The sequence below is a fragment of the Chryseobacterium sp. 22543 genome, assembly GCF_052044565.1.
Taxonomy (GTDB): domain Bacteria; phylum Bacteroidota; class Bacteroidia; order Flavobacteriales; family Weeksellaceae; genus Chryseobacterium.
Map to the genome: position 1 here is coordinate 362625 of NZ_JBQENH010000003.1, position 25735 is coordinate 388359.

Consider the following 25735-nt stretch of genomic DNA (forward strand, 5'->3'; position numbering starts at 1 on the left):
ACACAATAGAATTTTATAAAATTAATTAAAAAAAAATGAAAAACATATTAACCGTTCTTTTAATAGGAGTTCTTTTATACTCGTGTAATAAAAACAGTTCCTCAAAAAAGACAGCAGAAACTGATCTTAAAACGCAGGAAGAGCAGTCTGTAGAAGCTGTACCACTAAAAGCAGAGAATGATTCTGAAAAAGATATAAAAAAATCAACAGTTTCTTCAGTATTTTCAATAAAGCAAATTGTGGAGGGGTATCTGCCTTTAAAAAATGCTTTAACAAAGGATGATTCTAAAACAGCCTCATTAGAAGCTAAAAAACTGTATTCTATCTTAAAAAAACAGGATGGAAGTAAGCTAAATTCTGAAGTAAAAGATATTTTGGAAAGTGCAGCAGAGAATGCAGAACATATAGGTGAAAAATCTGACGATATAGCCCATCAGAGGGAACATCTGCTGTCCCTGAGTAATGATATTGCCGATTTAATCAAAGAAAAAGGAACCGACGGATTAAAATTATACCAGGACTTTTGTCCAATGTACAATAATGGAAAAGGAGGAACCTGGATCAGTGAGTCGGAAGAGATCATCAATCCGTATGAAGGGCAAAAAATGATCAACTGTGGATCTATAAAAAAAGTATTTTAAAATTGTAAAAAGTGATGAACCGGCACATGAAAAACATATTGTTAGGGTTTGTTCTAATTTTTTTACTTATTCAGATCATTCAGCCTGCCCGTAATATTGATTACGGGCAGGTTCCTTCAACAGATATTTCAAAGGTGTACAAACTTCCTGAGAATGTGCAATCTGTTCTTACAAATTCCTGTTATGATTGTCATAGCAATTCTACTCATTATCCGTTTTATTCCTATATACAGCCTTTAAGTTATTATCTTGAAAAACATATTAAAAAAGGAAAAGAAGAATTGAATTTTAATGAATGGGGTAGTTACAGCCGCCGTAAACAGGCCAATAAATTAGAATCTATTGCTCATCAGATACAACAGAAGAAAATGCCGCTTACCTCTTATACTTATCTTCATCCGGAAGCTAAACTTTCCGAAAAACAGATAGAAGAAATGGTCCGTTGGGTAGAGCAAATGCAGGTTGAAAATGAAAGATAAGGACTTAAAAAATAAAAGCCATCTCGTAAAAATGAGATGGCTTTGTTTTATTTATACAGCAGCTTTATTTAGAAGCTCCTGCAGTTTTTTCGCTTTTGGGTGTGTAAGTCACCTTTGAAATATCAACGGTCATTTCCTTCAGACGTTTTGCCACATTTTCAGGCATTTCTTTCTGATATCTACCTCCGATTACTTCAGCAAGGAATTTCTCCGTTTCAGCATACATTGCCATGCTGTTAACCGGCTTACGGAATCCATGGCCTTCATCATCAGCAAGAATGTAATTTACCTTTTTACCCTTATCACGAAGCGCAATGACAATCTGATCTGCTTCAGCCTGCTTCACTCTTGGATCATTAGCTCCCTGAACAATCAATAATGGCTTGTTGATTTTATCCACACTGAATAAAGGGCTGGCATCATGCATACGTTTTTTACCTTCTTCGGTTTTAGGATCACCTACCATTCCGTACAGGAAAGCACGTGCCGCTTCCCAGTAAGCAGGTACAGAATCCAATAAAGTAAAGAGGTTGCTTGGTCCTACAATATCTACTCCCGCAGCATATACATCCGGAGTGAAGGCTAAACCTGCCAGTGTTGCATATCCACCATAGCTTCCTCCCATGATCACTACTTTGTTTTTGTCTGCAATTCCCTTATCAATCAGGTATTTTACACCCCATGTGATATCGTCCTGCATCAGTTTTCCCCACTGAAGATCTCCGCCATTCTGGAACTTTTTACCATAACCACCACTCGCTCTGAAGTTAGGCTGTAATACTGCATATCCTCTGTTGGCTAAAAACTGTACCGTTGAATTGTACCCCCAATAATCCCTTGGACCCTTCGGACCTCCATGAACAAGAACAACGACAGGAACATTTTTGCCTGATGAACCTACAGGTAGAGTCAGATATGCCGGAATTTCAAGTCCGTCACTGCTTTTATAAGAAATAGGAGTCATTGCAGCCAGATACTTTTCAACCTTTTTTAATTCTGTTCTTGGGGTATACTGGAAAATCAGCTGTTTTGTTTTTGCATCAAAAAAATACGCTTCAGAAGCATATTTATCCCCTCCAACAGCAACTAAGAATTTAGAATAATCCTTGGTAGAGCTTGAAAAATTAACTTCTCTTCCAGGAAATTTACTTTGCAGAAATTTATAATTGTCCTCCCATGTTTTGTCTTTCCAGTAGTATTCTGTTTTGTCTCCGGTGTAAGAGGTGTAGATCATCTTTCTGGTATTTCTGTCCAGAAACAGCCCTCCAAAATCTACTTTATCTTTAGGGTCACTTTCTATTTTTGTAATCTGTTTGGTTTTCGGATCCATCAGGAATAAGGTAGATTTATCAAGATTCCCTTTGTTGGTTACCAGATAGAATTTAGAATTATCTTCATTCCAGTTTGAGATATAGGCACTTTCTGTTACCAAAGTCTCATAAATAGGAGTCAGTTTATCGCCTTCTTTATAAAAAAACTGGGTAGTTCCTTTATCATCCGTTTTGGAAAGGACTCTCAATTTTTCATCCCAGTCAAATTCATAGCTTGTGATACGGTCTGTATTTTCATAAATCTTTTTCAGCTCACCTGTAGAAATTTTCAATGAATATAAATCATGCCATGCTTTATCACGGTTATTTAATCCAATCATCAATAAATCAGGATCTTTTCTGCTCACCATATAGATCTGTGCTGTAACATCTTTAAGAGGTGTTATATTCCTGGATTCCGGAACTCCGGTGGTAACTTTTGCCATAGGATCTACGGCGAAAATATTCATGTTTTCATCCCCGTTACCATCTTTTACATAAAGAATATACTTTCCGTCTTCTGACCAGAAATATCCGTTCATCGGGCGTTTGCTATCCGTGAGTGGACGGGCTTTTTCAAAAGGTTCATCAATTTTTTTTACCCATATATTCATGATACCGCCATATTCTTTTGTAAAGGAAATCCATTTTCCATCCGGGCTCAACTGTCCTCCGGAAATTTCCGGATTTCCAAAAAATAATCCTCTGTCCAGTACCGGGACCTCCTGTGCTTGTGCTGTATGTACTCCTATGAATAAGAGCAATACGTAAAAGATTTTTTTCATGTTTTTAATTTTAGTTGTTATTAATAAATCGAATATAATTTTTTAAATTTTTCTTAAACCGGACTTCTACATTTCCAGTTGTATAATCTTTTTAGCCATTTTTTGATTGATGCTTTCCGGAATCATATCCATCAGAAAATTACGTATTGAATTTCCTCTTTCCCATTGAGAAACTTTTCCTATGGTTCGGCTTGTGTTGACAATATAATCTACTTTTTTTCTTCTGATGCTTTGAAATGCTTCAAAAACCGCATTGAAATCCTGATTTTTTTCCAGCAGTTTTCCAATGATATAAGCATCTTCAATTGCCTGGCAGGCACCTTGTCCCATATTGGGAGTTGTGGCATGAGCAGCATCTCCAATCAGACATAAATTTTCAGAATACCATTTGGGAATAGGTGAGAGGTCAGAAATTGTGTTACAAATAATATTTTCGTCTGCGGTAGCTTCGATAAGTTGTAATACCAAAGAATCAAAATCATTAAAAATCTCTGCGATTTCAGTATATTTCCCAAAGCTTTTTTCATTCACGCAGGCATACCAGTATACTTTTTTATCAGAAATTTTTACAAATCCAAAACGTTTTCCTTTTCCCCACATTTCAAAGGCCTCCTGATGATGTTTCTCAGGCAGATCGAAATCTAAAAGACCACGCCAGCATTTTTGCCCTGAATTACGGATCATTCCGGTTTTTAGAATCTGGTTTCGGATAGGGGATTTTATGCCGTCAGCTCCAAAAACAATCTGACTTTCAAATTGATTTCCGTTTTCAAAATCTAAAATATAGTTTCCCTTTTTTTCAATTTTTTGTAGAGAATGATTCAGTTTAATGGAATCGGAAGGAAGGTTTTCAGCTAAAATCTTCTGGAGCTCAGCCCGGTGAATTGCAACATTGCATGAATTGTATTGAGTTTCAAGTTCCAGAATTTCTGTCTTGGAGATAGTTTGTAACGATTCATTGGCAATAACAATTCTGTGAATTTTATTACCTGCTTTTTCAATTTTTTCCTTTAAACCCAGTTGATCAAAGACCTGCATCGCATTTACCGCCATCATAATCCCGGCTCCTACAGGTTTTATTTCGGAAGCGGATTCATAGATCGTGAAATCATACTGATGCTGTTTCAGTACATTTCCGAGAGTTAACCCTCCGATTCCGGCCCCGATGATTGAAATGGTGTTCATAAGTTTTTTGTTGGATGATTGAGACTCTTGATGTTATGCAGTTTTTAAGGCGAGGATTTTACCTTTAAAATTTGATTCTGCATATTTAAATTTATATTGTTAAAATATAGCTTTCCGATACCTTTTTAAAACCATACTTACTAAAAAAGTTGTGAGCTCCATGATTGTTGACCCCACTTTCCAATAGGATAAAGCTGATATTCCAGTCTTTAGATTCATGAATAGCTTTCTCCAAAAGCTTACTTCCAAGTGACTGACCTCTTACAGACTGATCCAGCAGCATATCCTCCAGAATTGCATACTTTTTAAAAGGGCTGTTGATCACATTGAAAACCATCATTCCAACAATTTCCCCATTTTCATTTTCTGCAATTAAAATATTCAGCTTGGAGCTGCCATCAGAATTAAAATCAGTAATCAGCTGCTCGGTAAGAATCAGTTCAAGATCCGGATTCCAGTGATGGGAATCAATAGCTCTGCCGGACATCATTTCGCCATGGGAAATATAAGAATCTGTTTTATGGGTAATAAAAAAGTCTACCAGTTCTTTAACGCGGGCTTTATCAGTGAGCCATTTTGTAGTATATTTCATGAGGTGTAATGGTGTTTATTTTAATTTTTTCAATTCTCCCAGCAGTTGATTCTGCTTATTGATAAATTGGTTAAGGCTGTCCGTTTTCAAAGGATGAGCATTTTGATATTTTTCAATTTCAGGAAGAGTATTTCTGATTTTGAATACAATATATTGATCATAAAGCACTGCTTTATTCGCCTTTATTTTGCCGATGAGATCTCTGATAGCTTGTGTTTTTACATCATATTTTTTAGAGCTTGCCTTTATTTCTTCTTCAATCTGCTTTTTGGTAATGGAATCGGTTACAGAGCTAGATAATGTAGTAGCATCATTATAATATATTTCTGATTTTCCGATAATATCATCATATTCCGAAATAGCGGTTTCGGTTTCTTTTTGAATGTTTTCTATTCTGTTGTCCAGTTCCTGTAAGGATTTATCATTTTTTATAAGTTCCTCATAGATTTCATTAACAAGGTTTCCACCACGTGAGTATGTGGCATTTTTCTTAATAGATCCTGAAACTGAAGATTCAGCATTGTCAACTGCATTTTCTACTATAGGAGCTTGCCGTGATTTGTTTTCTTTGCAGGAAATTACGGAGAAAGCCAGGATAGAGGCGAAAAGTATTTTTTTCATAGTCTGTTTTATTTTGGTGTATTATCAACGTCATATCCCAACAACTAAAATTACTCATTTAGATTTTATTGCAAATGAGTAAAGGATATGATTTTGATTAGTTGAACAAATGGTGAAGAATGTTACATAAATCTGCAGATTGAATGTAATTAGTCCTGTTTATAACCTCTGATGTAAACAAGAAAGCAGACTCCGCTTATAAAATTAATGACATATTTAAAAATGTCATACCTGTGCTATACCCATGTCATATCTGTGTAATAGGCATTTTTTAGAAGTGGGTTTTACTCTTTTATATTATTGCGGCTTAAATATTAAAAAAAATAGTAATGGGGAAAAAAACTATTCTCATATGCTCTTTGATCATCTCATCAGTGGCATATTCTCAGGTTGGAATTAATACGACTAACCCTCAAGGCACTTTCCATGTTGATGGAGCTAAAGACAATCCTTCTACAGGAGCTCCTTCCACAGCTCAACAGGCTAATGATTTTACTGTAACTCCTGCCGGAGCTGTGGGAATTGGGGTAACGGTTCCGACTAACACTCTTGATGTTAATGGGACTGCAAGAATAAGAACTATCAATTCTGCCTCATCAGGAACCGTTTTGTCTTCTGTTTATGTAGATGCTACGGGGGTTGTAATGAAACAAGAAAGTTCAACCACTGGTGAAGTAAGATCTCATAGCGGTACTATTGGTGCGGGCGTTAATGGTTTATATTTGTCAGGTATCCCGAATGGTTTATACAGGCTTACTATTACAAATGTTAACGGTTGTGGTGATGCTACTACTGTAAATTATTTGGTTCATAGTTATTCAACTAACAGTTATTACGGTCTTAAAGGAATAAATGGTTTTTTAACCAGTACTTTTGGCTCTCCAACATATGCTCAGACATCAAGGAATACTGTTGCTGTGACATGGTCAGGCCTTGGAGGGTGTGCTGATGGTGGTAATGCAACAGCATTTAATTATACGGTAACTATGCCAACTGCAGGACAGATCAATATAATAAATAACGGAAACGTAGCGAGAAATTACAAAGTAACTCTTACTAGAAATGACTAAAACCAGCTTGTTTTTTTGAAATCGGGATATCGTCTCCGAATAAATTGACGATAATATTACGGTACTTAGTTATCCGGAGAAGGATATTTCTCCGGGTTTTTTGTGTATCTGATCTCAAAGAAAGTGAAATTGATGTGTTGTTTGAACCAACTAAAAATGTTACATCAATTATACAATACATATTAAATAGGTTGCTTTATCGATGAATTACAATAAAAAACGGAGCCTGAAAAACAGACTCCGCCTATAAAATTTTTTACGCTAAAATTATTTACCCAGGTAAGATTTAAGAATCTTGCTTCTGGTATTGTGTTTCAGTCTCTTAATTGCTTTTTCTTTGATCTGACGAACTCTCTCTCTTGTAAGATCGAAAGTTTCACCAATTTCTTCTAAAGTCATTGGGTGTTTTCCGTTCAGTCCGAAGTATAATCTTACCAAATCAGCCTCTCTTGGCGTCAAAGTATTCAATGCTCTTTCAATCTCAATTTGCAGAGATTCAAGCATCAGATCTTTATCAGGACTTGGAGACTCTCCTGAACGCAATACATCATAAAGATTAGAATCTTCACCTTCTACTAAAGGTGCATCCATAGACAGGTGTCTTCCGGAGTTTTTCATTGATTCTTTGATATCTTCCTCGCTCATGTCAAGAACTTCAGCCAATTCTTCCGGAGAAGGTGGTCTTTCATTTTCCTGCTCAAGGTGAGCGTATGCTTTATTGATTTTGTTGATAGAACCAATCTTGTTCAATGGTAGTCTTACAATTCTTGACTGCTCAGCCAATGCCTGTAAAATTGATTGACGGATCCACCATACTGCATAAGAGATAAATTTGAAACCTCTAGTTTCATCGTACCTTTTTGCCGCTTTCATCAATCCTAGGTTACCTTCATTGATCAAATCGGGTAAAGAAAGACCTTGATTTTGGTATTGCTTGGATACAGAAACTACGAAACGAAGGTTGGCTTTGATTAATTTCTCCAGTGCGGCTCTGTCGCCTGCACGTATTCTTTGTGCCAATTCTACTTCTTCGTCCGCAGTGATCAGTTCCACTTTACCAATTTCCTGCAAATACTTGTCTAATGAAGCAGTTTCCCTGTTGGTAACCTGCTTAGTGATTTTTAATTGTCTCATTTATTTTATCCTCAAAAAAGAGTTACTATAATATATACGTATGAAAAGGTAAAAAGGTTACACAAGTTTTATTTTTTTTGTAAAATGTACAAAGTAAAATGTATGAATGTCTTTTTGTTTTTATGTAATTGATTGATAAAAAGTGAATTAAAATGATTTAAGTAGAGTGTTTTTTTATAATGTAAAAAGTAAAATAAATGAATATTTTTTCAGATATATTTTAATAAATTGATAAATAGCATGTTATGATTTATTTCATTTAAAAACCAAAGTATACATCAATAAGAGGGTCTGAAATTCTTTAAAAAACCTCGTAAATTCCCTAAACCCTAAACCCTAAACCCTAAACCCTAAACTTTAAACAAAAAAAACGAAACCGAAGTCTCGTTTTTATATCTAAGAATACTTTTTAAGCTGTCTTTACTTAATCCACAACTTACAATCCGTATTTAGAAAAGCTCATTTAATACTTTTGCCAGTCTCAATCCTCCGTACAATAGTTGTCTTTCTACAGTATCATTGAACTTATACTGATAGTCGTAAGATAATTTAGAATCGTTAGGAGTCTGTGCATAAATCTTGTTGGCAATTTTATGAGAATCGTACAACCAGTCTTCCAGTGTCCCAGACTGTATCTGTGCTACTTCTTCTTTAGATTTGATATCCAGAAGCTTAGAATACTCCGTGTAGCTGTATTTTTGAGAATCCACCAATTTCCCGTCCCAAACGGAGTGTAAATTAGTTTTTTCCCCGAAATAGGTCACATTGATTTTGTTTCCACCTAAATCTTCTGCTCTTCCCACATGAAGGGGTTGTGCAAGATCTCCCATAATATGGATAAGGAAGATTAAAGCAATTTTTCTGTCTTTTTCAGAAGTCTTTTTGTCTTTGATCTGGCTGGATAATGTGTTTACCTGAGTGTAAAGGCTTGGTCCTGCCTGTGCTTTTAAGTTTTGTTCAAAAGCTTTAAAGTCGGTCATCGGATCAATATTTACATAATGCCATGATGAAGCCTGTTTCCATGCTCCAGTGGTATCAGATTTGATGAAGTCCGGCCAGTTGGCCCAGTACGCCAGGCGTTCTTTTCCCATCATCTTTTTAATTTCTCTTCTTGCTTTTCGGGAAAGATGGTTTTCTGCAATGTCTGCAATAACCCTGTGTCCCGTTAATCCCCATGCATAAGAATAAAGTGAAGAGGCCATGAATGCTAAAATCAGAATTTTAGAATAAATACTTTTCATTTTAAATAACAATTTTCAGGCTGCAAAGATACGGCCCGCTTTCGGAATGAGCATGCATTATCCTGAATTTATTCCATAAGATGATGTTAATAAAATTTAATCTAAATAAAAGACCTATTTATATTACGTTTGAAAACTGATATTTTTCAGAAAAAGAGGATAAATAACTGATGAGAAGTAGGAGAGCATAAGGTTCTTTATATAAGGAAGACCTAAAAAACGGTATCTCAACCTTAAACCCTAAGCCTAGAATTTTGAACCCTTAACCATTTGATTATGAATAGTTAATTTTATATTTTAAAAAACAAACGAACCTTCTATTTACCGTATTTTTACGGAATTTGCTTGAATTTATTCCTTTTAATGTCAATAAATTATTATTTTTAGGATAAAATTATTAGTAAAATATTTTTTCAAACTTATGAGATATATTATCTTTACAAGTCATAATCAGAGGAAACACTATGTATGAGACTAATATTGTAGATATGCATTACAATAAGCTGCAGACAGACTTTAAAGCTGAAGCTGTGGCTGTTAATCTATTGAAATACCATCGTGCGGTAAGTAATATATTCATTGAGCGTGTTGGCGTGAACGACCGTGCTTACCTGAAGGATATAAAGAGCATTTCAAGCAGTTATTTGGGATTTGATGAGGAAGTATTTACCATAGAGAGTTACAGGGAGGGTATTTATGACTATCTTCCGGAAGGCTTATTTCATCCGCCATCTCTTGGAGCTTCCAGAAAGAATGTAGATACTGTGGTAAGGGAAATCCGCAAACAGAAAAGAGTAGAAGATGATGCCCGTAAGTTTTTCCGCCCTTTTGAACTGGAAGTTTTTTTTACGGAAATCAGTGCTTTACTTAAAGAATCAGAATTTGATATTACGAGCAATACGGATTCTTTATTGGAAACGGTAAGTGAGCTTTGGCCTCTGATAAAGATGCTGGATAAACAGAGTGCTTATATTTTTATGCATATTCTGCCATTTTTCCACCAGATCCGGGGAGACAAAAAATGGTTTGAAAGGTGTATGACTGCTTTTCTGCAGGTACCGGTAAACGTAACTTTTTCACCCAACATCATTGATGAGATTGAGAAAAATGATAATTCCATGCTATTGGGAAATTCAAGATTAGGAGTAACCTATATTCCAAGTGGTCCGCATATGGACGGGCAGCGAAACTGGGTGGTGAATATTGGTCCTATTCGATATGAAGATATGAAAAAATATATCCCGGGAAGTCCGTTCAGAAATGTACTTCAGTCACTCTATGATTATTTTCTTCCGGTAACAGTTGACGTGGAAGAGAATTTTGTTACAGAAAAAGAGGAATATTCATTCAGTCTTGAAGACGATGGAAGAAATGCCAGCCGCCTTGGATACTCTACATTTCTCTAAATTATTTTATTATATTTACAGCTACCAACAAAGTATAAATTCGAAAAGAAACAAATGGAAATTTCTTCAGTAAAAGGTATTTTTCTAAGGTATATCTTAATGCCTTTAATCGCAATTATTATGATGGTTATACTGGGTGTAATCCGGAGAAATAAACCTGCAATAAAAATTAAAGTAATTATTATATACGTGCTTCTGTGCAGTCTATGCCTGGCTATTCCGGGATTTTTTGGATTTGCCGGAAATCTCTTTAATCCGTACTGGTATCTCATCGCACAGGTTATTTACCTTATTTTTGGGATTATTCATGTGAATTTATTGCATAAATATTTCAAAAAACATATCGAATCTCTGGCAATGAGTATTCTGTTTGAGTCTATACTTTCATTAACGTGTATTGCTTTGGGAGGGTATCTTTTTACACTGATCTTTAACTGGATGAGTAAAGGATTGGGATATTCTGTAATGGCGGCAACAAGTATGCTGATCTTTGTAGTTCCAATGGTATTTTATTACTGTTATATCCAGTTTATCACGATTCCTTTTGATATTTATAAAACATGGAGATATTCACCGGAGCAGAAGCTGCCTGATTTCGAGGGTGCCGATTTTGACCGATTAATGGTATTGAATGTTGAATTGAGCAAAAAATTAGAAGATACCAACCGTTTCAGAATCAAGGCGAAAACACTTCCAACGGGAGTTACTTTCGGAGATTGGTTCTACAGGGTAGTGGATGATTATAACCATAAGAATCCGGGTTCTGTTATTCATCTTTCAGACGAAGGAAATGAACCTTATTACTGGATCTTTTACACTAAAAAATCGTTTTTCAGCTTTAGAAAATATATAGATTTCGACCACGACATTACAACAAACAGCATTTCTGAAAATGAAGTGGTGATTTGTAAGAGAGTTATTCAGCATGAAGAGGAGGGAGTCGCAAAAAAATCATAATCACAAAAAATTAAAAAGTATTAAACATGATACAGCCTATTAAACATTTTGCAATCAATTGGGTGGATGGGATGAAGGTTTCCCAGAGACATCTGAATGATCAGGATAATTTCTTAATTGATACCATCAGAGATTCCAATTCCCTTGGAATTACTACATATAATTACGGACTTCTGCCTATTTCCAACGAATTTACAGACCGTACCATTTTTGATGTTCACAATACGGCAACCAATGATGTACAGCTTGTTATCAAGCGTTGCAGCGCTGTGACAATGGCTGGATACCGTATTGAGCTGACAGACAGAAGAATCAGCGTGAAGTCTTTGGCAAAATCCATGAATGAAGAGCAGGCAGACGGAGAATATTATATCTTAATCTCAGTAAATCCTTTTGATAAAGTTCCTTTTGGAGATATTGACCCTGAAGAAATTCCGCCGCGCCACCCAAGTGCACAGCCGAATCACCATATTGAACTGCTTCCTGTAACTTCTTTAAACAGCAGCTATTCGGGAGGGAACTACCTAATCATTGGAAAAGTAGATTTAAAAGGAAATATTGCTCAGGTAGATTCCAACTTTATTCCGCCATGTACTTCTGTACAGAGTCATCCGGCTTTGGTAGAGTATTACAGCAGCTATGCAAAGTCTATCGGGAATCTTCAGCAGTATGCTTTTAAAATTATTCAGAAGACCTCTCACAAAAATCAAAATACAGCTTTGGCACAAAATGTTAAGTTTCTGTGCAGTACCATGGTGAATACATTTGGAGATATGTATTTCCAGTTCAGAAATATTACTCCATGGCAGCCACCTGTATTTCTGATCGAGTCTTTTGCGAGATTAGCCCTTCATTTATATAATTCTACCCAGCTTCTTGTTCCTGCTGAATTGGAAGAAATGCTGAATTATAGCTTAGAGTGGAGTGAGATTGCTCCCCACACCTTATTGAACCAGCTTTCTATTGTAGCAGAGACCAATTATGATCATCATAACTGTGGTGAGCCATTGCTTTATATTCAGCAGATGCTGAGAAGCCTTGAAACAATTTTCTCTAAACTGAGCGAGCTTGATTACATCGGTCAGAGAAAAGAAAACATCATCGTTAACGAACAAGAGGTTTCTACAAATACAAACCCTAAGAGAGGTTGGAGTGTATTAGACTAATACAGCCCATCATTAAAAATATAAATCCCGAATGAAAATTCGGGATTTTTTATGGTATATACAGATTATGGAAATAAATTATTATTCCGGCTTTTTGTTTTTGTCAAGAAGATCAAGAGTATGCTCTACATGTCCGCCTCCTTTCCATTCATCGTGACCTGGAATAATCAGGGTTGCCTGTGAATATTTGTTTTTCAGCTTTGTCATGGTTTGTGGCCACTGTGCGACGTTGGCTTCTCCGGTATAGCCGAGATCAACTGCTGCTTTGCTCTTCACAAGACATCCTCCGTCCAGAATTTTATATTTTGGGAACCATACCACTACATTATCGGCGGTATGTCCTTCTCCAAGAAAGTCTACCACAAATTCTTCCCCGCCAATACGGTAAGGTTTCCCTGTTTTAATGATTTCTGTAGAAGTAGCTTTTCCATCTTTCTTCAACAGTTCATTGGTTTTTGCTGTTGCATAAGTTTTGATTCCTTTGTTGTTATAAAAGCTTAAATCTCCGGCTCTGTCTTCATGTGAATGTGTTGCAAATACTGCAATAACAGGAAGATTATGACGCTTTTGAATCGTATCCAGTAAGCTTTGATATTGGGTTTTCTGCCATGGCACATCAAATAAGACCACTCCTTTTTTTGTAACCAGATAAACAGCATTGGTAGAATATTCTTTACCTCCAAATACGCCAAAAGTTTTGTAAATATAAAAGTTGGGTTTAATCTGTGGTTCAATCACAAAATCTCTTACCTGAGTTGTCTGAGCGTTTGTAAATGGACTTAATAACATCGAAATAATAAAAAACGGAATGCTTTTTTTCATAATTTTTTTTGGTAATAATTAAAATGTTGGTATTTGTCAGAAAGACAAAGTTTGTAGAATATTTTGCAAACCTAATTAAAAATTAATTTTCAGGTATTTTATGAAAGAGAGTTTAACCGTTTTTTAACAGTTATAGGAATAGAAATATGTTATTTTAAGAGTTCAAAAAATATTTAGTATGGATATTGCCGGAATGAAAAACCTCACAGATTGTAAAGTCTGTGAGGTTTATTTTGATTGTTTAAGATTATTTCTTAATCAATATTTTTTCAGTCGCTTTTTTGCTTAAAATTTCCGTTTTGCCATCAATTTCTATGGTCATAGATTTATCAAAACTTTCTACTTTAACGACTTTTACTTTAGTGTTGAGGAGAAGTTTCCTATCGTTGAGATAAGTTAAAAAAGCATCATCAGATAAGGTGACTGAGGCAAAAGTAACGTTTTCACCAGCTTCACAGTTGCTTAGTTTCTGTAGATCCTGAGAAATAATATTTCCGTCTTTGTCAGGAATAGGTTCTCCATGAGGATCAAATTTAGGATAATCCAGGATTTCATCCATTTTATCAAAGAAGATCTGAGAATGTACATGCTCAAGTTGTTCTGCAATCTCATGAACGTTTTCCCAGCCAAAATTCATTTTTTTGACCAGAAACATTTCGGTAAGTCTATGTTTTCGAACTACCAGAGCAGCTTCCCGTCTTCCGTTCTCTGTAACAAGTAAAGGTTTGTAGGTTTCATAAATGACCCACTTTTTCTCTGCAAACTTTTTCATCATATTATTGACACTCGGCATTTTTACATTCAAAAATTTACTGAGCTCATTAATCGTAACCTTTCCTTCATTGTCAACTAAATGAAACAAAGCTTTCAGGTAATTCTCTTCTGTTAGGGTTGTTTTCAAAATGTTAGATGATTTTCAATACAAATCTAACAAAATAAAATGAAAAGTTTACTCTTGTTATTTTAACTTTTTTTACTTTTACTCTATGAAATTTTCATTCAAAAATGATTATTCTGAAGGATGCCACCCCAATATTTTACAGGCTCTTTTACAGCATAATCTAGATCAGCAGGCCGGATATGGAGAAGATGAGTATTCATTAAAAGCAAAAACATTAATTAAAGAAAAAATCAACAATCACAATTCTGAAGTTTTTCTGGTTTCAGGAGGAACGCAAGCTAACTTAATTGTTATTTCAGCAATCTTAAAACCTTATCAATGTGTGATTTCTGCCGCTCCCGGCCATATTCTAAATAATGAAACAGGAGCTATTGAAGCCACAGGTCATAAAGTATTGAGTATTGAAACTGCAGATGGAAAACTAAGACCGTCAGACATCATCCCGGTTTTAGAAGGACATAGCAATGTACCACACCAGGTGATGCCTAAGCTGGTGTATATATCCAATTCTACAGAGCTGGGAACTATTTATCAGGCAAAAGAACTGGAAGAGCTTTCAGTATTTTGTAAGCAAAATAAGCTATACCTGTTTATGGACGGAGCAAGATTGGGACATGGGCTGACATCAGAAATCAGTGATCTTACCCTGGAAAAAGTAGCTCTTCTGACGGATGTCTTTTACCTTGGAGGAACCAAAAACGGTGCGCTGATAGGAGAAGCTATTGTTATTAATAATCCGGTTCTTCAGGAGGATTTTGCATTTAATATCAAACAGAAAGGTGCATTATTAGCGAAAGGAAGGCTGTTGGGAATACAGTTTATGGAACTGATGAAGGACAATCTGTATTTTGATCTGGCAAAGCATGCCAATCATCAGGCTATGAAAATTAAGAATGCTTTGCAGAAAAAAGGAACGGCATTTCTTTCAGATACCTATACCAATCAGATTTTTCCTATTCTGAGTAACGAACTTATTGAGATTCTGTCTGAAAAATTTGAATTCTATGTCTGGAAAAAAGTAGATGAGAATTTTTCGGCCATTCGTCTTATTACTTCCTGGAATACAGGTGATGAAGCAGTAAACCGCTTTATTGAAATTATAGAAACGGAATTACCATAAAATAAAAACAGCCTTATCTTTAAGGCTGTTTTTTATTGATAATGCATTATTTTTTTAAGGCTTCATTCACTACTTTACAGTCTGCAGTGCTTAGCTTCTGTCCATCTTTATAGCTGATTTTTTTCTCATCAGCATATTTAGACTGCCCGTCTTCCTCTTTATGATCTCCAATTCCTTCTGTCAGAGCATTGTCTTTCTGGATGAAGTAAATATCTCTTTTGCTTTTTTTACCTTCTGAAGCAAATTCGTAAGTCAGTTTCAGGGTATCTCCGGATTTGAAACCGGTTACATCTCCTTTTGAACTGTCTTTTTCACTGTTTTTATAAGATAATTTTCCGGTGATTGTTCCTAAATTGTCATCAATAGAAGCAAAAACACTATCTTTTCCTGTTACCCCGATATAGCAGAACGATTTTGGTCCAAGAGTATCTATCACAGGTTCTTCAACAGCTATGGTATCTGCAGCTGCTTTGGGAGCCGGAGCTTCAGTTTTCTTATTACAGTTGATTAAAAAAGCTGATACAGCGCCCAATAAGATTAATTTTTTCATATCCTTAATTGTTAAATCAAATTTCTATTCTGCTAAAATAACAATAGTATTTGTATATTAAAAATAGGATATAAAGAGATAATCATTTTATGATGAAAATTAGTGTTTTTTAGAAAAGATTTTAACAAAAAATATTAATTAGAATATGGTTTTATATGTTCAATTGATTCTTATTTTTTCTATCACAGGACTCAGTTCCTATAACCTTGTAATCCTAATCTTTAATTATTAAACGGATTTAGGCACGGAAAATGATTTGCCTAGCAAAATTGATTTTAATGAAAAAGATTACTAAAGCGCTGGGATTGGGATTGCTTATGCTTGGGTTGTATTTTATCTCGGGTCAGACCCCTCAGAATTATATTTATACTTCTTCAGGAGACCTTAAGAAAATAGAAAAAATGATCACTCGCAAGGATATCGGAGGGGTACAGATTGTTTACAACTGGAGAGCTTTGGAAACTTCAAAAGATGTGTATGATTTTTCTGTTATTGAAAAAGATCTGGAATATTTAACTTCCATCAACAGAAAACTATTTATTCAGCTTCAGGATAGATTTTTTGAACCGCAGGCCAGATATATTCCTGATTATGTATTGAATGATAAAGAGTATACAGGAGGGTTGGTTCCCCAATATGATAATCCCGGGGAAAATAGACCTGTAGGAAGCGGATGGGTTACCCAGCAATGGAATCCTGCTGTCCGCGAAAGGTTCCAGAAGCTTATAGGAGCGCTGGCACAGAAGTTTGACGGTAAAATTCAAGGGATTAATCTTCCCGAAACATCAATAGATATAGAAATGAAAGCAGATAAAACAGGTTTTAGCTGTGACCGTTATTTCCAGGCCGAACTGGAAAATCTGAAGTTTGCGAGAGATGCTTTCCATCAATCCAATGTATTGCAGTATGTCAACTTTTTTCCGTGTGAATGGGACAATGACCATCAATACATGTCCAGACTGTTTGATTTTGCGTATAAAAATAATATAGGGCTGGGAGGGCCTGATATTGTTCCGAATAAAAAAGGGCAGATGAAGAACTCTTATCCTTTCTTTAATCAATACAAAGGGAAGCTGCCTTTAGTTGCTATGGCGGTTCAGGAGCCAACTCTTACGTACAAAAATCCTAAAACTAAAAAACCTTTTACCAAGGAAGAATTTGTAGAATATGGTGAAAATTATCTGGGAGTAAGAATTATTTTCTGGAGTGTGGAATCTCCCTGGTTGAGAGATTCCTGATATATTCTGAGAAAAAATCTCAGTCAGTTCTCCTTTTTATACTTTTAGTACTCCTCTGAATCCTCTTGCTGCATAATAAGAATCTGCACCATTGTGATAGGTGAATACGGTGTTGTATCGTCTGTCACAGAAAAGGGCGCCTCCAAGCTCTCTTACCTGTGATGGCGTTTTTATCCAGCTTGATGTCTTTTGATCGAACTTTCCAAGTTCCTGAAGATTGCGGTATTGTTCTTCTGCTAAAAGTTCAATGCCCATTTCTTTAGCTTTGTCAATGACGTTGCTTTCCGGTTTATTGGCTTTTCGGGCATCCCAAGCCTGATAATCATAGCATAGACTTCTTCGTTTCGGGCTTTCCGGGGAACAGTCAACGAAAGAATATTCATCTGTTTTTTTATTGTAATCTACGATATCGGGTTCACCTTCTGTAGTTTCCATTTCGTATAGAGACCCTATTTTTTCAGGATTGGCTTCCAGTTTTTGCTGTATTTTTTCCCATTTCAGGTCTTTATGACGGTCCATATTTTTTTCAAAACGGGCTTTTAGTGTTTTTAAAAGTTCGTTGATTTGCTCCTGTGTCAGTTTCTTTTTCATATCAAATTTTGTTTTACTATTGATTGAATTGGTTTATTTTGTTGGATAATCGCAAAGGCGCAGGTTTTACAAATAAAAGTTTTTAAGGCGCAAGGATTTTATCTGCGATAAAATTTATGGCTTTTTATCTTAAAAATGATTAATCAGTACTAGTAATTTTTCTGTCTGCAGGTCTGAAATACCAGGAGATCATAACCAGTACCAGTAATAATACTGCCGGAAAAGTTCTTCCTGCCGTATCACCTACGATCAGATGGGAAATAACAGCTCCTGACATCACAAAGAAAAATCCTGCATACGCCCATTCTTTTAAAAGCAGGCGTTTGGGAATCAGTATGGCAATTACGCCCAATATTTTCCATATTCCAATAATGGTCATCAGGTAAGAAGGATAACCCAAATTGGTAAAATTCAGCAGTTCATCTTTACTTTTCATCAGCTGGACAATTGCAGTGGAAACCATTCCAAGGGCCATCCAAAGTGTGAATATCCAATAGATGATCTTTGTTCTTTTTTGTGATTGTGGTGTGTTCATGATTTAATTTTTTATAGTGAATCGTTTAATCCTATACCGTCCATGATTTGTGGAATGCATTTTTCAATACGGGCTTCCCGGGTTTTGGGCTGTTTGGCAGAGGAAAAGTGGAGTAGGTAGGCTCTTTGTCTTCCGGGAGTTAGTGTCTTAAAAGCTTCTTGCAATGCCGGATCCTGATTCAGCTTATTCTGAAACTCTTCAGCCATTTCAAACTCTTTAGTTTTCTTCATTTCAACTTTAGCACCTGATTCTTCAATTTCAACGGCTTCAAACATATAGCTGCGAAGAATATCTTCCAAATCATTGATTTGCTCTACCTCTGTAAAACGAACCTGCCTTGCAGCCTGTACATTTTTAGACTGCTGGATCAAAATATGATCGGGATCTTTCATCAAAGCACCCTTAAAGAAAAGGATCGCACAATATTCTTTAAAACCATGGATCAGGAAAATATTTTTCCCTTCATAGGTATAACACGGGCATCCCCATTTTAAATCTTCTACAAGATCGGTGCTTAGGGCAATTGTTCTTAATTTTTCAAATTCTTTGTGCCATTGATGGCTTTTATCAAAGAAGAAATTAACTTTTGGATTCATGTGGTTGAGTTTTTTATGTTGCGAGTTACGGGGTTCGGGTTATTTAGATGGAATTTAAACCTCGAAGCTCGTATCCCGGATTCCGGATCGAACGTATTCTACTATTATCTGCTACCTAACATCTCCTGCAAACGATTATGTGCCATATTAATACCCTGGGCGAATGGCATTTTCATATGTTGGTCTCTGAAATCTACAGATTTATAGATGGTTTGGATCGTGATTTTGCTGGTGGTATCCGTTATTTTTTCAAATTCTAAAAACTCGATCTGAACCGGAAAAGGAGTGTTTTCCATCTGAAAAGTTCTTATAATTTTCTCGTTATCTATCACTTCATGAATAGTTCCATTGGCACTGAAAACTATGTCACCTTGTGGATTGGAGGTTTCAAAGCGGTAACTTCCGTGTTGTTTGTTTTCAAATTTTGTCACTTTGGTACCCATCCATTGTTCGAAAAGCTCAGCTTCTGTATACGCTTTGAAAAGGAGTTCTACCGGAAGATCAAATTCTCTGGTGATGAAAATTTCCTGTTTTCCGTCTTCGGCGTGGATTTTTGTTTTAAGTTCCATGATGTTGGTGTTTGAGGGTTTCTTGGATTTGAGAGTGGGAGAGTTTGAGGGTTTGAGAATATAAGCGTCTCTCATCTTTTATCTCTTATCATTATTGTTCTGATACGCTTTCATCACACTTTCCAGCTTGTTGAATTTTTCGTCCCACATTTTGCGGAAAGGTTCTATAAAATCGGCTATTTCTTTCATTTTATTGGGATTTAGGTGATAGATTATTTCTCTGCCGTTTTGTTCAGATCTTAGCAGTTCACATTCTGTAAGAATCTGGAGATGCTTTGAAACGGTAGGTCTCGCCGTATCAAAATTGGAGGCAATAGCTCCTGCTGTCATCGACTGTGCCGCCACCAACATCAATATAGATCGTCTTGTAGGATCTGCTATCGCCTGAAATACATCTCTTCTTAAATTCATCGTGTAGTTATTTGACTACAAATATATGTGTAGTTATTTAGCTACGCAAGCTTTTTTTTGAAAAAATTTTTATTAATTAATTGTAAGTATGCTTTTTAAAAGAAAAATGGAGAGCTTAATGCTCTCCATTTTATTATTTAAATAATGCTTCTATATATTTTTTATTGACTACTGGCTTGCCAGATGAAGCGAACGAATAGCTTTCCGCAGATTTTTTTTGATTATTTATATATGCTTGATCAGTAATAGGCTATTGTTTTACAAAAACGCCGATGTATTTCCCATTGTATTCTACAACAAGAGTGCTGATATTCATTCTATTGCAAAAATCCTGATAAGCGGAATTGTCTCCAATATCATCACTGATAAACACTGCACCAGGTCTCAGTCTTTTATAGATCTTATGATAAGCCCACATTCTTCCGTGATAGCTTTTGTCAGAATCATAGTGGAAAACATCGAAAGAGGAAACTTTTTTCAAAATTTTAGGCAAAGATTCTCTGTCTGCAAAACGGAACAGCTGCCAATATTTTTTAAGGTTTTCAGGAACAATATATCCTACATACTGATCACCATCCTGAGCAAGATAAGGCATATCTGAGCTATAGAGCGTACCATTTCTTTTTTGAAGCGAAAGCAATATGGCTAAGGAAGACCATCCATAAGCCACTCCTGTTTCAAGAACGTTTTGTGCTTTGGTGAATTCACATGCATAATAAATAAGCTCCAGAGCACCAGGGCCACCCATTGTAATGGGGCATTCTTTTTCTTTTAAACTGGCTTTTTCAAGGGTCTCAGCATAGATAGATCTGAAACGATCGGTATCCATAGAGAAAAGTCTGGAGATTACTTCTTTTTGGGAAACTGCTATGGATGCAGCCCAGAAATTTGCTTTTGCTTTTCCTTTGAACGGACTTCTTCTGCTTACCGTATTTTTAATGATTTTTCTGCCCAGTTCAGGATAGAGAGCAGGTCTTTTGAGATAAGCTACAAATGTTTTGAGAACTGTTGACATTTCATTGATTATATTAAGGTTACAAGACAAATGTATTTTTTTTAAAACCATATCGCATTTAGATAATATTAATTTTGATATTAAGTTTTTTTAAAATCGTATTAATAATATGGTCCTGTAATTAATCAGTGAGATATCTTATTTTTAATTTAAAATAAAATTTTAACGTGGTGATTTTCTTTAATTTACGGAGATGAAGATTGCAGTGGGTACGGCAATGTGGTTTTTGGGCAGATCAATAGTAGTTTCGGCAAGTAGAAACCAGCTTATTTTGAAAAGGGAAATAAATTGTGAGGAATAAAATTTGATCTTTGATTGTCTCCCACAGATTATACTGATTTTGGGGAATGTGATAATCTGTGCTGTCTGCTTGATCAGCGGGAGATGATATTTCTTTGATGGTTATCGCAGAAATATCCATCTATTTAAGGTAGAGATCGTTTCTTGAGATTTAAGGAAGAGTTTTTGTTTTTTTCTTTACAAAAATGCCTGTCCAAAAATATATGGAATACGGTCATCAAAACGGTGATGCTTTTCTGCTTTTTCATTGGGTGGTATTTATCTTTTTCATTAGCACACCAAAAAGTGTGCTGTTCAGTGAGTGCAAATGTATAAAATAATTGTATAAACAGAAAGATAAATGATACGAAATTTGTTCTGATTATAAAATTTAAGTTATCTGAACTTCATTACCACAAAAGACACAAAAGTTTGTAACGTTTAAATTATTTTAGAACCAGGCTTTATGTATAATAAGTACACCTAAGTTTTGTGAAAATATTTGATTTTCATCTTAATATGATCTTTTCTTCGGCATTATTTAAAACTTACTTAAGTGTTTTCAAATAGTGCTTTTGTGACTTTTGTCGTTGGTAAAGTTTAGAAATGCCTACCTTTGAGGTTCTGATGTTTTCTATACATTAATCAATATTATCTTAAATGAAATTTTTATTGGATCTTTTATTTCGTGTTTTACAGCTTTTTGCAGAACCTTATTTCTTATTATTTCTTGCGGTAGTTATAATCGCTCTGCTGAAAAGAAAAAATAAACGCAAAAATCTGAGAATTGGAATTGGTGTATCGGTCGTTTTAATGATCATCTTTATAGGAAATGGCTTTTTGGGTAAATTAACTTCAGAATATCTGCAGAAAAGCTATATCCATACTTCTGCAATAAAGAATACCGCTTCTCAGAACCCCGTTATTGTTGTATTGGGTGGTGGAGTTGTAGATATTGACAATACTGAAAAACTGCATACGATGTCTTATTCAAGAATCGTCACAGCCTATCAATTGTATCAGGAATTCAAGAAAAAGAATATACCCTGCAAAATAGTGATTTCCGGAAAGGGCAGAGGACATACCAGTGAAGCGGAATTATTCAGTGAAAATTTCAAAAAAATGGGGGTGTCAGATTCTGATATTATTAAGGAAGATAAAAGCATGAATACCTATCAGAATGCAAAATTCTCAAGTCCGATAGTAAAAAAGATGGCTCCTGGAAGTGTTTATTTGGTTACTTCGGGTTTTCATATAAAGAGATCTGTTGCTCTGTTTCAGATATTTGGATTAAAGCCCATTCCGCAGGCATCAGATTTTATAGATACTGAAATAACGGTATTTCCTAACACTTATAATGCTGCGTTTACATTCGTCATGCTTAAGGAGATAGTGGGAATATGGCAGGTGCAATTATATAACAGTTTGGGAATAAATAAATAAAATAGCTTTTATTTTACTTTCTTTAACTGTAAATACAGATGTTTTCTTCAAAACCTCCGAAAACATCACCTTTAAGCTAACTGTACAAAAAAGCGATTAAAAGCCCAAATAAGCCCTGTTTTTCAAGTTAGACACTATGCTATCTTACTAAAAATAGAGGGGGTATATGGGCAAAACGCGTTCAGCATAAAATATCGTAGTTATCTGATAATATTTGATTACTTTTTATTATAAATTGAAACCCGAACACTGGAAGATATTTTTTAATTCTACATAAAAAATACATTAAACTTGTGCCCATCAGGGTCTGCAAACACAAATCCATAATAATTTTCTCCAAAACTCTCAGGTTCCGAAACAATAGTTCCACCGGCTTTTTTTACTTCCTGAGCCCATTCATCTACCTGTTCTTTATTTTCTGCAGAGAGGGTGAAGATGATTTCGTTGGAACTTTGAGGATCCCCGAATTTCATGGGTTTTAAATTTCTCTCTATGATATTTTTTAAGAAAAAGTGAATAATAAATTCATTTCCAGCCATAAAAAAACTTACCAACTCATTAGAGCTGTGCGGATTATTGGGCTTGAATCCCAGCTCTGTATAAAATTTCTGTGTGCGTTCAAGGTCGGCTACTGCCAGATTGGCCCAGATCATTTTTGGTTTCATATTACTTATTTTTGGTAGGATAAAGGTACTCAGTTTCATGATTATAAAAACTGCCATGTGGCAAGATTTTGTATTTTTAGATCAAAGAGAGATTAGTTTCCATAGTGGTTTCAATTTAACATAATATATTGGAAGACTAAATTATAGCCTATGAATGAGAGTATTGTAAATAAAATCAGAATGTTAGGAGGAAATACAGACGCTGTACATACTGACAAAAATTTTGCAGAGAATTGGCGGAGTATCATATTTGGACATCATCTTTATGACAGAGATTGGGATGTCTACGGGATAGATCAGTATTATGAAGAAAATTCAACCGTATATCATAATGATCAGGAAAGTTTTTATAAAGAATTATTGAAGCATTATTTTTCTGACCATGAATTGGCGTACGGACAATATTTTTTCAAAGATTGGTTTTTTACGCCGTTTAAGAAAGATACAGACGATTACGAAGAACTAGATGGACTTATAGAGGAACATGAAGTAAAAAAAATGGTAGAAGGCTCTGAAATGGATTTCATCTGTATATTTTATTTTTATGGATATCCTGATCATTTTTTTGTTTGCACAACAGATCCGGATCAGACCAATCCAACAGTATACAGCACAGACCACGAAGTTTATTTTCAGGAAATCGAGAATGAAGGAAAGCTGGAAAATTTTCTGGACAGATTTATGACTAAAGAAGAGTTCTTAGAAACCGTTAAAGAATATATGAAGGAAAAATTAAAAAATAACGGATTCTGGAGTGGTTAGTACTCTCTTTCAAATGGTATAATAAATGTCCTATAATTTATATTATGTTAAATAGAATGTAGTATTTGCTTTTCAATCACCTTTATGATATTCAGTATCAGTTACAGGTTTTAACCACACTACTGCGCCTTTGCCATTATTTGAAATTGCCAAATGAACAAGATGACTGTTTGGACTTGCTCCATGCCAATGTTCAACATTTGGTGGACATTTTATAACATCGCCTTTATGCAATACTTTTTTCAATTGACCTTTTTCTTGATAATAACCAATACCTTCAGTTACAAGTATAATCTGCCCTCCAGGATGCAAATGCCACTTGGTTCTTGTTCCTGGTTCAAAAGTTACATTACCTATACTCATTTGCTCATCCTGGGCAAGCATTTGCAGCCAGACGTTACCTGTAAAATTTTTATTGGTAACTTTTTCACCTTTTGGAAAAATGTAAGTCCTTCCAACTTCTAATATAGACTTAGTACAACAGCTTGATAACAATAACACTGATAGAAATAATACAACTGCTTGTTTCATTTTATATTAGAGCTTTTATTGGTTATAAATTTTTTTCAAAGAATTCAGTTAGTTTATGCATTGCTTTTTCTACATATTCTAGTCTCCAATAAGTTTGGATATGCGTTGCACCGTCAATAATGAACAATTCTTTTTCTTTTGCATTTACCGCTTTTAGAAATGCTTCATCTGTCATATATTTTGTATCTGCTTTACTGCCAGTCATCATCAATAAAGGTTGATTGATCAAATCCATATTTTCTACAGCATCCCAGGTCATTAAATCCATTAAATTACTGGTCGGATATAAAAATGTTGAATTGGGATGTGCATTGGTTCTGTAGTAATAAATATATCCTTCACGATAAAGATCTTTACTGATCTTTTTAATTTCTTCATCGGTAATGCTTGCAACACCGGAATAAAGAATTTCACCACCTGCAGCTTCCTGTGCTCTTGCGTCAGAAGCTTGTTTCAATCGTTCCTGGATGGTTTTTAATCCCGAATTTTGAAATCCGTTTCTTCGTACTTCACCGGAGTTAAACATACTTAAAGTAGCAATCGCTTTAAATCTTTTGTCAGACTGAGTCGCCTTCAAAGTATAGCCACCGCCACCACAGATACCGAATGCGCCTATTCGATTGGTATCAACTCCGGGATATTGTGAAATAAAATCTGCCATTCCGTGAATGTCTTCTGTTCTATAAACAGGTTTATCTGTGTGACGAGGTTCTCCCCCACTTGCTCCCTGATAAGATGCATCTGCAGCAATTGTAATATAGCCTGCTTCCGCTAAGCGTTGTGCATAAAGTCCCGCAGTCTGTTCCTTAACACCTCCATTTGGGTGTGCGACAGTGATTGCTGCATATTTTTTTGAAGAGTCATAATTTGCAGGAGTATAAACATTGGCTGCAATTTCAATTCCATTCAATTTATACTTTACAGGATGAATATTTACTTTTCCTGTTACATTTTCTGTGATTGCACCATCATAAACCAATCCGAAAGGATTATTACGTTTGATTACTTCAATTTTTCCCATTTTTGATTGACTATTTTTTTTCGTTTGGGCATGAACGCTAACGCTTGTAGCAACCAAGATGAATGCTATTATTGATATTGTTATCTTTTTCATTTTTTT

General features: G+C 35.3%; 28 protein-coding genes. 10 read left to right on the forward strand and 18 right to left on the reverse strand.

Translation table 11 applies throughout. From position 1 onward, the window contains the following. Window positions 1-35 precede the first annotated feature (35 nt). Complete coding sequence (locus ACTJIP_RS12445; RefSeq protein WP_440704644.1) at window positions 36-641, forward strand: DUF3347 domain-containing protein; 606 nt, start codon at window positions 36-38, stop codon at window positions 639-641. A gap of 26 nt (window positions 642-667) precedes the next feature. Beyond that, the gene (locus tag ACTJIP_RS12450; RefSeq protein ID WP_228408826.1) at window positions 668-1120 is read left to right on the forward strand and encodes a heme-binding domain-containing protein; all 453 of its coding nucleotides are present in this window, start codon (window positions 668-670) and stop codon (window positions 1118-1120) included. Window positions 1121-1184: 64 nt separating this feature from the next. Here the strand turns inward: ACTJIP_RS12450 and ACTJIP_RS12455 are convergent, their stop codons facing one another. The 4 genes from ACTJIP_RS12455 to ACTJIP_RS12470 form a co-directional block, all read right to left on the reverse strand. Beyond that, window positions 1185-3215 carry a S9 family peptidase gene (locus ACTJIP_RS12455; protein ID WP_180563824.1) on the reverse strand — a complete coding sequence of 677 codons (2031 nt, stop codon included), beginning with the start codon at window positions 3213-3215 and terminating at the stop codon, window positions 1185-1187. A 66-nt stretch (window positions 3216-3281) separates the two neighbouring features. After that, a complete protein-coding gene (locus tag ACTJIP_RS12460; protein ID WP_440704645.1) occupies window positions 3282-4400 on the reverse strand; it encodes an FAD-dependent monooxygenase in 1119 nt (372 codons plus the stop codon). A gap of 91 nt (window positions 4401-4491) precedes the next feature. Continuing rightward, entirely contained in the window at window positions 4492-4992 is a 501-nt protein-coding gene (locus tag ACTJIP_RS12465; protein ID WP_052198604.1) for a GNAT family N-acetyltransferase, read from the reverse strand. Between the two features lie 15 nt (window positions 4993-5007). Continuing rightward, the gene (locus tag ACTJIP_RS12470) at window positions 5008-5613 is read right to left on the reverse strand and encodes a hypothetical protein (RefSeq protein ID WP_440704646.1); all 606 of its coding nucleotides are present in this window, start codon (window positions 5611-5613) and stop codon (window positions 5008-5010) included. 329 nt (window positions 5614-5942) lie between these two features. On the opposite strand from ACTJIP_RS12470, the gene ACTJIP_RS12475 reads away from it, so the two are divergent. Continuing rightward, window positions 5943-6683, forward strand: a complete 741-nt coding sequence (locus tag ACTJIP_RS12475) for a hypothetical protein (protein WP_440704647.1) — start codon at window positions 5943-5945, stop codon at window positions 6681-6683. 267 nt (window positions 6684-6950) lie between these two features. On the opposite strand, the gene ACTJIP_RS12480 is transcribed toward ACTJIP_RS12475, so the two are convergent. Together ACTJIP_RS12480 and ACTJIP_RS12485 are read right to left on the reverse strand one after the other, a co-directional pair. Next, window positions 6951-7817, reverse strand: a complete 867-nt coding sequence (locus ACTJIP_RS12480; RefSeq protein WP_002979276.1) for a sigma-70 family RNA polymerase sigma factor — start codon at window positions 7815-7817, stop codon at window positions 6951-6953. A gap of 449 nt (window positions 7818-8266) precedes the next feature. After that, a complete protein-coding gene (locus tag ACTJIP_RS12485; protein WP_077417147.1) occupies window positions 8267-9058 on the reverse strand; it encodes a S1/P1 nuclease in 792 nt (263 codons plus the stop codon). 464 nt (window positions 9059-9522) lie between these two features. Between ACTJIP_RS12485 and ACTJIP_RS12490 the strand changes: the two genes are divergently transcribed. The 3 genes from ACTJIP_RS12490 to ACTJIP_RS12500 are packed head-to-tail and all read left to right on the forward strand — an operon-like array spanning window position 9523 to window position 12587. Then, complete coding sequence (locus tag ACTJIP_RS12490; protein ID WP_047385188.1) at window positions 9523-10464, forward strand: type VI secretion system baseplate subunit TssG; 942 nt, start codon at window positions 9523-9525, stop codon at window positions 10462-10464. Between the two features lie 54 nt (window positions 10465-10518). After that, the gene (locus tag ACTJIP_RS12495) at window positions 10519-11421 is read left to right on the forward strand and encodes a TssN family type VI secretion system protein (protein ID WP_077417149.1); all 903 of its coding nucleotides are present in this window, start codon (window positions 10519-10521) and stop codon (window positions 11419-11421) included. A 26-nt stretch (window positions 11422-11447) separates the two neighbouring features. Beyond that, on the forward strand, window positions 11448-12587 hold the full coding sequence (locus ACTJIP_RS12500; protein ID WP_047374599.1) for a hypothetical protein: 1140 nt from the start codon (window positions 11448-11450) through the stop codon (window positions 12585-12587). An 81-nt stretch (window positions 12588-12668) separates the two neighbouring features. Here the strand turns inward: ACTJIP_RS12500 and blaIND are convergent, their stop codons facing one another. After that, window positions 12669-13409: an IND family subclass B1 metallo-beta-lactamase gene (gene blaIND / locus ACTJIP_RS12505; RefSeq protein ID WP_180563820.1), complete on the reverse strand. Its 741-nt coding sequence runs from the start codon at window positions 13407-13409 to the stop codon at window positions 12669-12671. Between the two features lie 247 nt (window positions 13410-13656). Then, complete coding sequence (locus ACTJIP_RS12510; RefSeq protein ID WP_077417153.1) at window positions 13657-14310, reverse strand: metal-dependent transcriptional regulator; 654 nt, start codon at window positions 14308-14310, stop codon at window positions 13657-13659. Between the two features lie 85 nt (window positions 14311-14395). On the opposite strand from ACTJIP_RS12510, the gene ACTJIP_RS12515 reads away from it, so the two are divergent. Then, window positions 14396-15430, forward strand: a complete 1035-nt coding sequence (locus tag ACTJIP_RS12515; protein ID WP_440704648.1) for a threonine aldolase family protein — start codon at window positions 14396-14398, stop codon at window positions 15428-15430. Window positions 15431-15476: 46 nt separating this feature from the next. Here ACTJIP_RS12515 and ACTJIP_RS12520 read toward each other — a convergent pair whose 3' ends face one another. Next, window positions 15477-15980, reverse strand: coding sequence for a hypothetical protein (locus ACTJIP_RS12520; RefSeq protein WP_077417158.1), 504 nt, complete (start codon window positions 15978-15980; stop codon window positions 15477-15479). Between the two features lie 278 nt (window positions 15981-16258). On the opposite strand from ACTJIP_RS12520, the gene ACTJIP_RS12525 reads away from it, so the two are divergent. Next, window positions 16259-17218: a hypothetical protein gene (locus ACTJIP_RS12525; RefSeq protein WP_440704649.1), complete on the forward strand. Its 960-nt coding sequence runs from the start codon at window positions 16259-16261 to the stop codon at window positions 17216-17218. Window positions 17219-17254: 36 nt separating this feature from the next. Here the strand turns inward: ACTJIP_RS12525 and ACTJIP_RS12530 are convergent, their stop codons facing one another. The 6 genes from ACTJIP_RS12530 to ACTJIP_RS12555 form a co-directional block, all read right to left on the reverse strand. Then, complete coding sequence (locus tag ACTJIP_RS12530) at window positions 17255-17809, reverse strand: DUF4256 domain-containing protein (RefSeq protein WP_219072745.1); 555 nt, start codon at window positions 17807-17809, stop codon at window positions 17255-17257. A gap of 139 nt (window positions 17810-17948) precedes the next feature. Continuing rightward, window positions 17949-18344, reverse strand: coding sequence for a DoxX family protein (locus tag ACTJIP_RS12535; protein ID WP_440704650.1), 396 nt, complete (start codon window positions 18342-18344; stop codon window positions 17949-17951). An 11-nt stretch (window positions 18345-18355) separates the two neighbouring features. Further along, window positions 18356-18940: a YdeI/OmpD-associated family protein gene (locus tag ACTJIP_RS12540; protein ID WP_440704651.1), complete on the reverse strand. Its 585-nt coding sequence runs from the start codon at window positions 18938-18940 to the stop codon at window positions 18356-18358. Window positions 18941-19044: 104 nt separating this feature from the next. Continuing rightward, window positions 19045-19509, reverse strand: a complete 465-nt coding sequence (locus ACTJIP_RS12545) for an SRPBCC family protein (RefSeq protein ID WP_077418063.1) — start codon at window positions 19507-19509, stop codon at window positions 19045-19047. Between the two features lie 78 nt (window positions 19510-19587). Next, window positions 19588-19920, reverse strand: a complete 333-nt coding sequence (locus ACTJIP_RS12550) for an ArsR/SmtB family transcription factor (RefSeq protein WP_077417168.1) — start codon at window positions 19918-19920, stop codon at window positions 19588-19590. Window positions 19921-20170: 250 nt separating this feature from the next. Beyond that, window positions 20171-20935, reverse strand: a complete 765-nt coding sequence (locus ACTJIP_RS12555) for an O-methyltransferase (RefSeq protein ID WP_077417178.1) — start codon at window positions 20933-20935, stop codon at window positions 20171-20173. A gap of 939 nt (window positions 20936-21874) precedes the next feature. Here ACTJIP_RS12555 and ACTJIP_RS12560 point away from each other — a divergent pair. Then, window positions 21875-22657, forward strand: a complete 783-nt coding sequence (locus tag ACTJIP_RS12560) for a YdcF family protein (RefSeq protein ID WP_180563811.1) — start codon at window positions 21875-21877, stop codon at window positions 22655-22657. Between the two features lie 269 nt (window positions 22658-22926). Here ACTJIP_RS12560 and ACTJIP_RS12565 read toward each other — a convergent pair whose 3' ends face one another. Next, window positions 22927-23379: a VOC family protein gene (locus ACTJIP_RS12565; protein ID WP_317043617.1), complete on the reverse strand. Its 453-nt coding sequence runs from the start codon at window positions 23377-23379 to the stop codon at window positions 22927-22929. A gap of 93 nt (window positions 23380-23472) precedes the next feature. Here ACTJIP_RS12565 and ACTJIP_RS12570 point away from each other — a divergent pair, with 93 nt between their 5' ends. Next, the gene (locus ACTJIP_RS12570; RefSeq protein WP_440704652.1) at window positions 23473-24084 is read left to right on the forward strand and encodes a hypothetical protein; all 612 of its coding nucleotides are present in this window, start codon (window positions 23473-23475) and stop codon (window positions 24082-24084) included. Between the two features lie 72 nt (window positions 24085-24156). On the opposite strand, the gene ACTJIP_RS12575 is transcribed toward ACTJIP_RS12570, so the two are convergent. Both ACTJIP_RS12575 and ACTJIP_RS12580 read right to left on the reverse strand, forming a co-directional pair. Next, window positions 24157-24615: a cupin domain-containing protein gene (locus ACTJIP_RS12575; protein WP_077417184.1), complete on the reverse strand. Its 459-nt coding sequence runs from the start codon at window positions 24613-24615 to the stop codon at window positions 24157-24159. A gap of 22 nt (window positions 24616-24637) precedes the next feature. Further along, the gene (locus tag ACTJIP_RS12580) at window positions 24638-25729 is read right to left on the reverse strand and encodes an alpha/beta hydrolase (protein ID WP_077417186.1); all 1092 of its coding nucleotides are present in this window, start codon (window positions 25727-25729) and stop codon (window positions 24638-24640) included. Window positions 25730-25735: the final 6 nt, after the last annotated feature.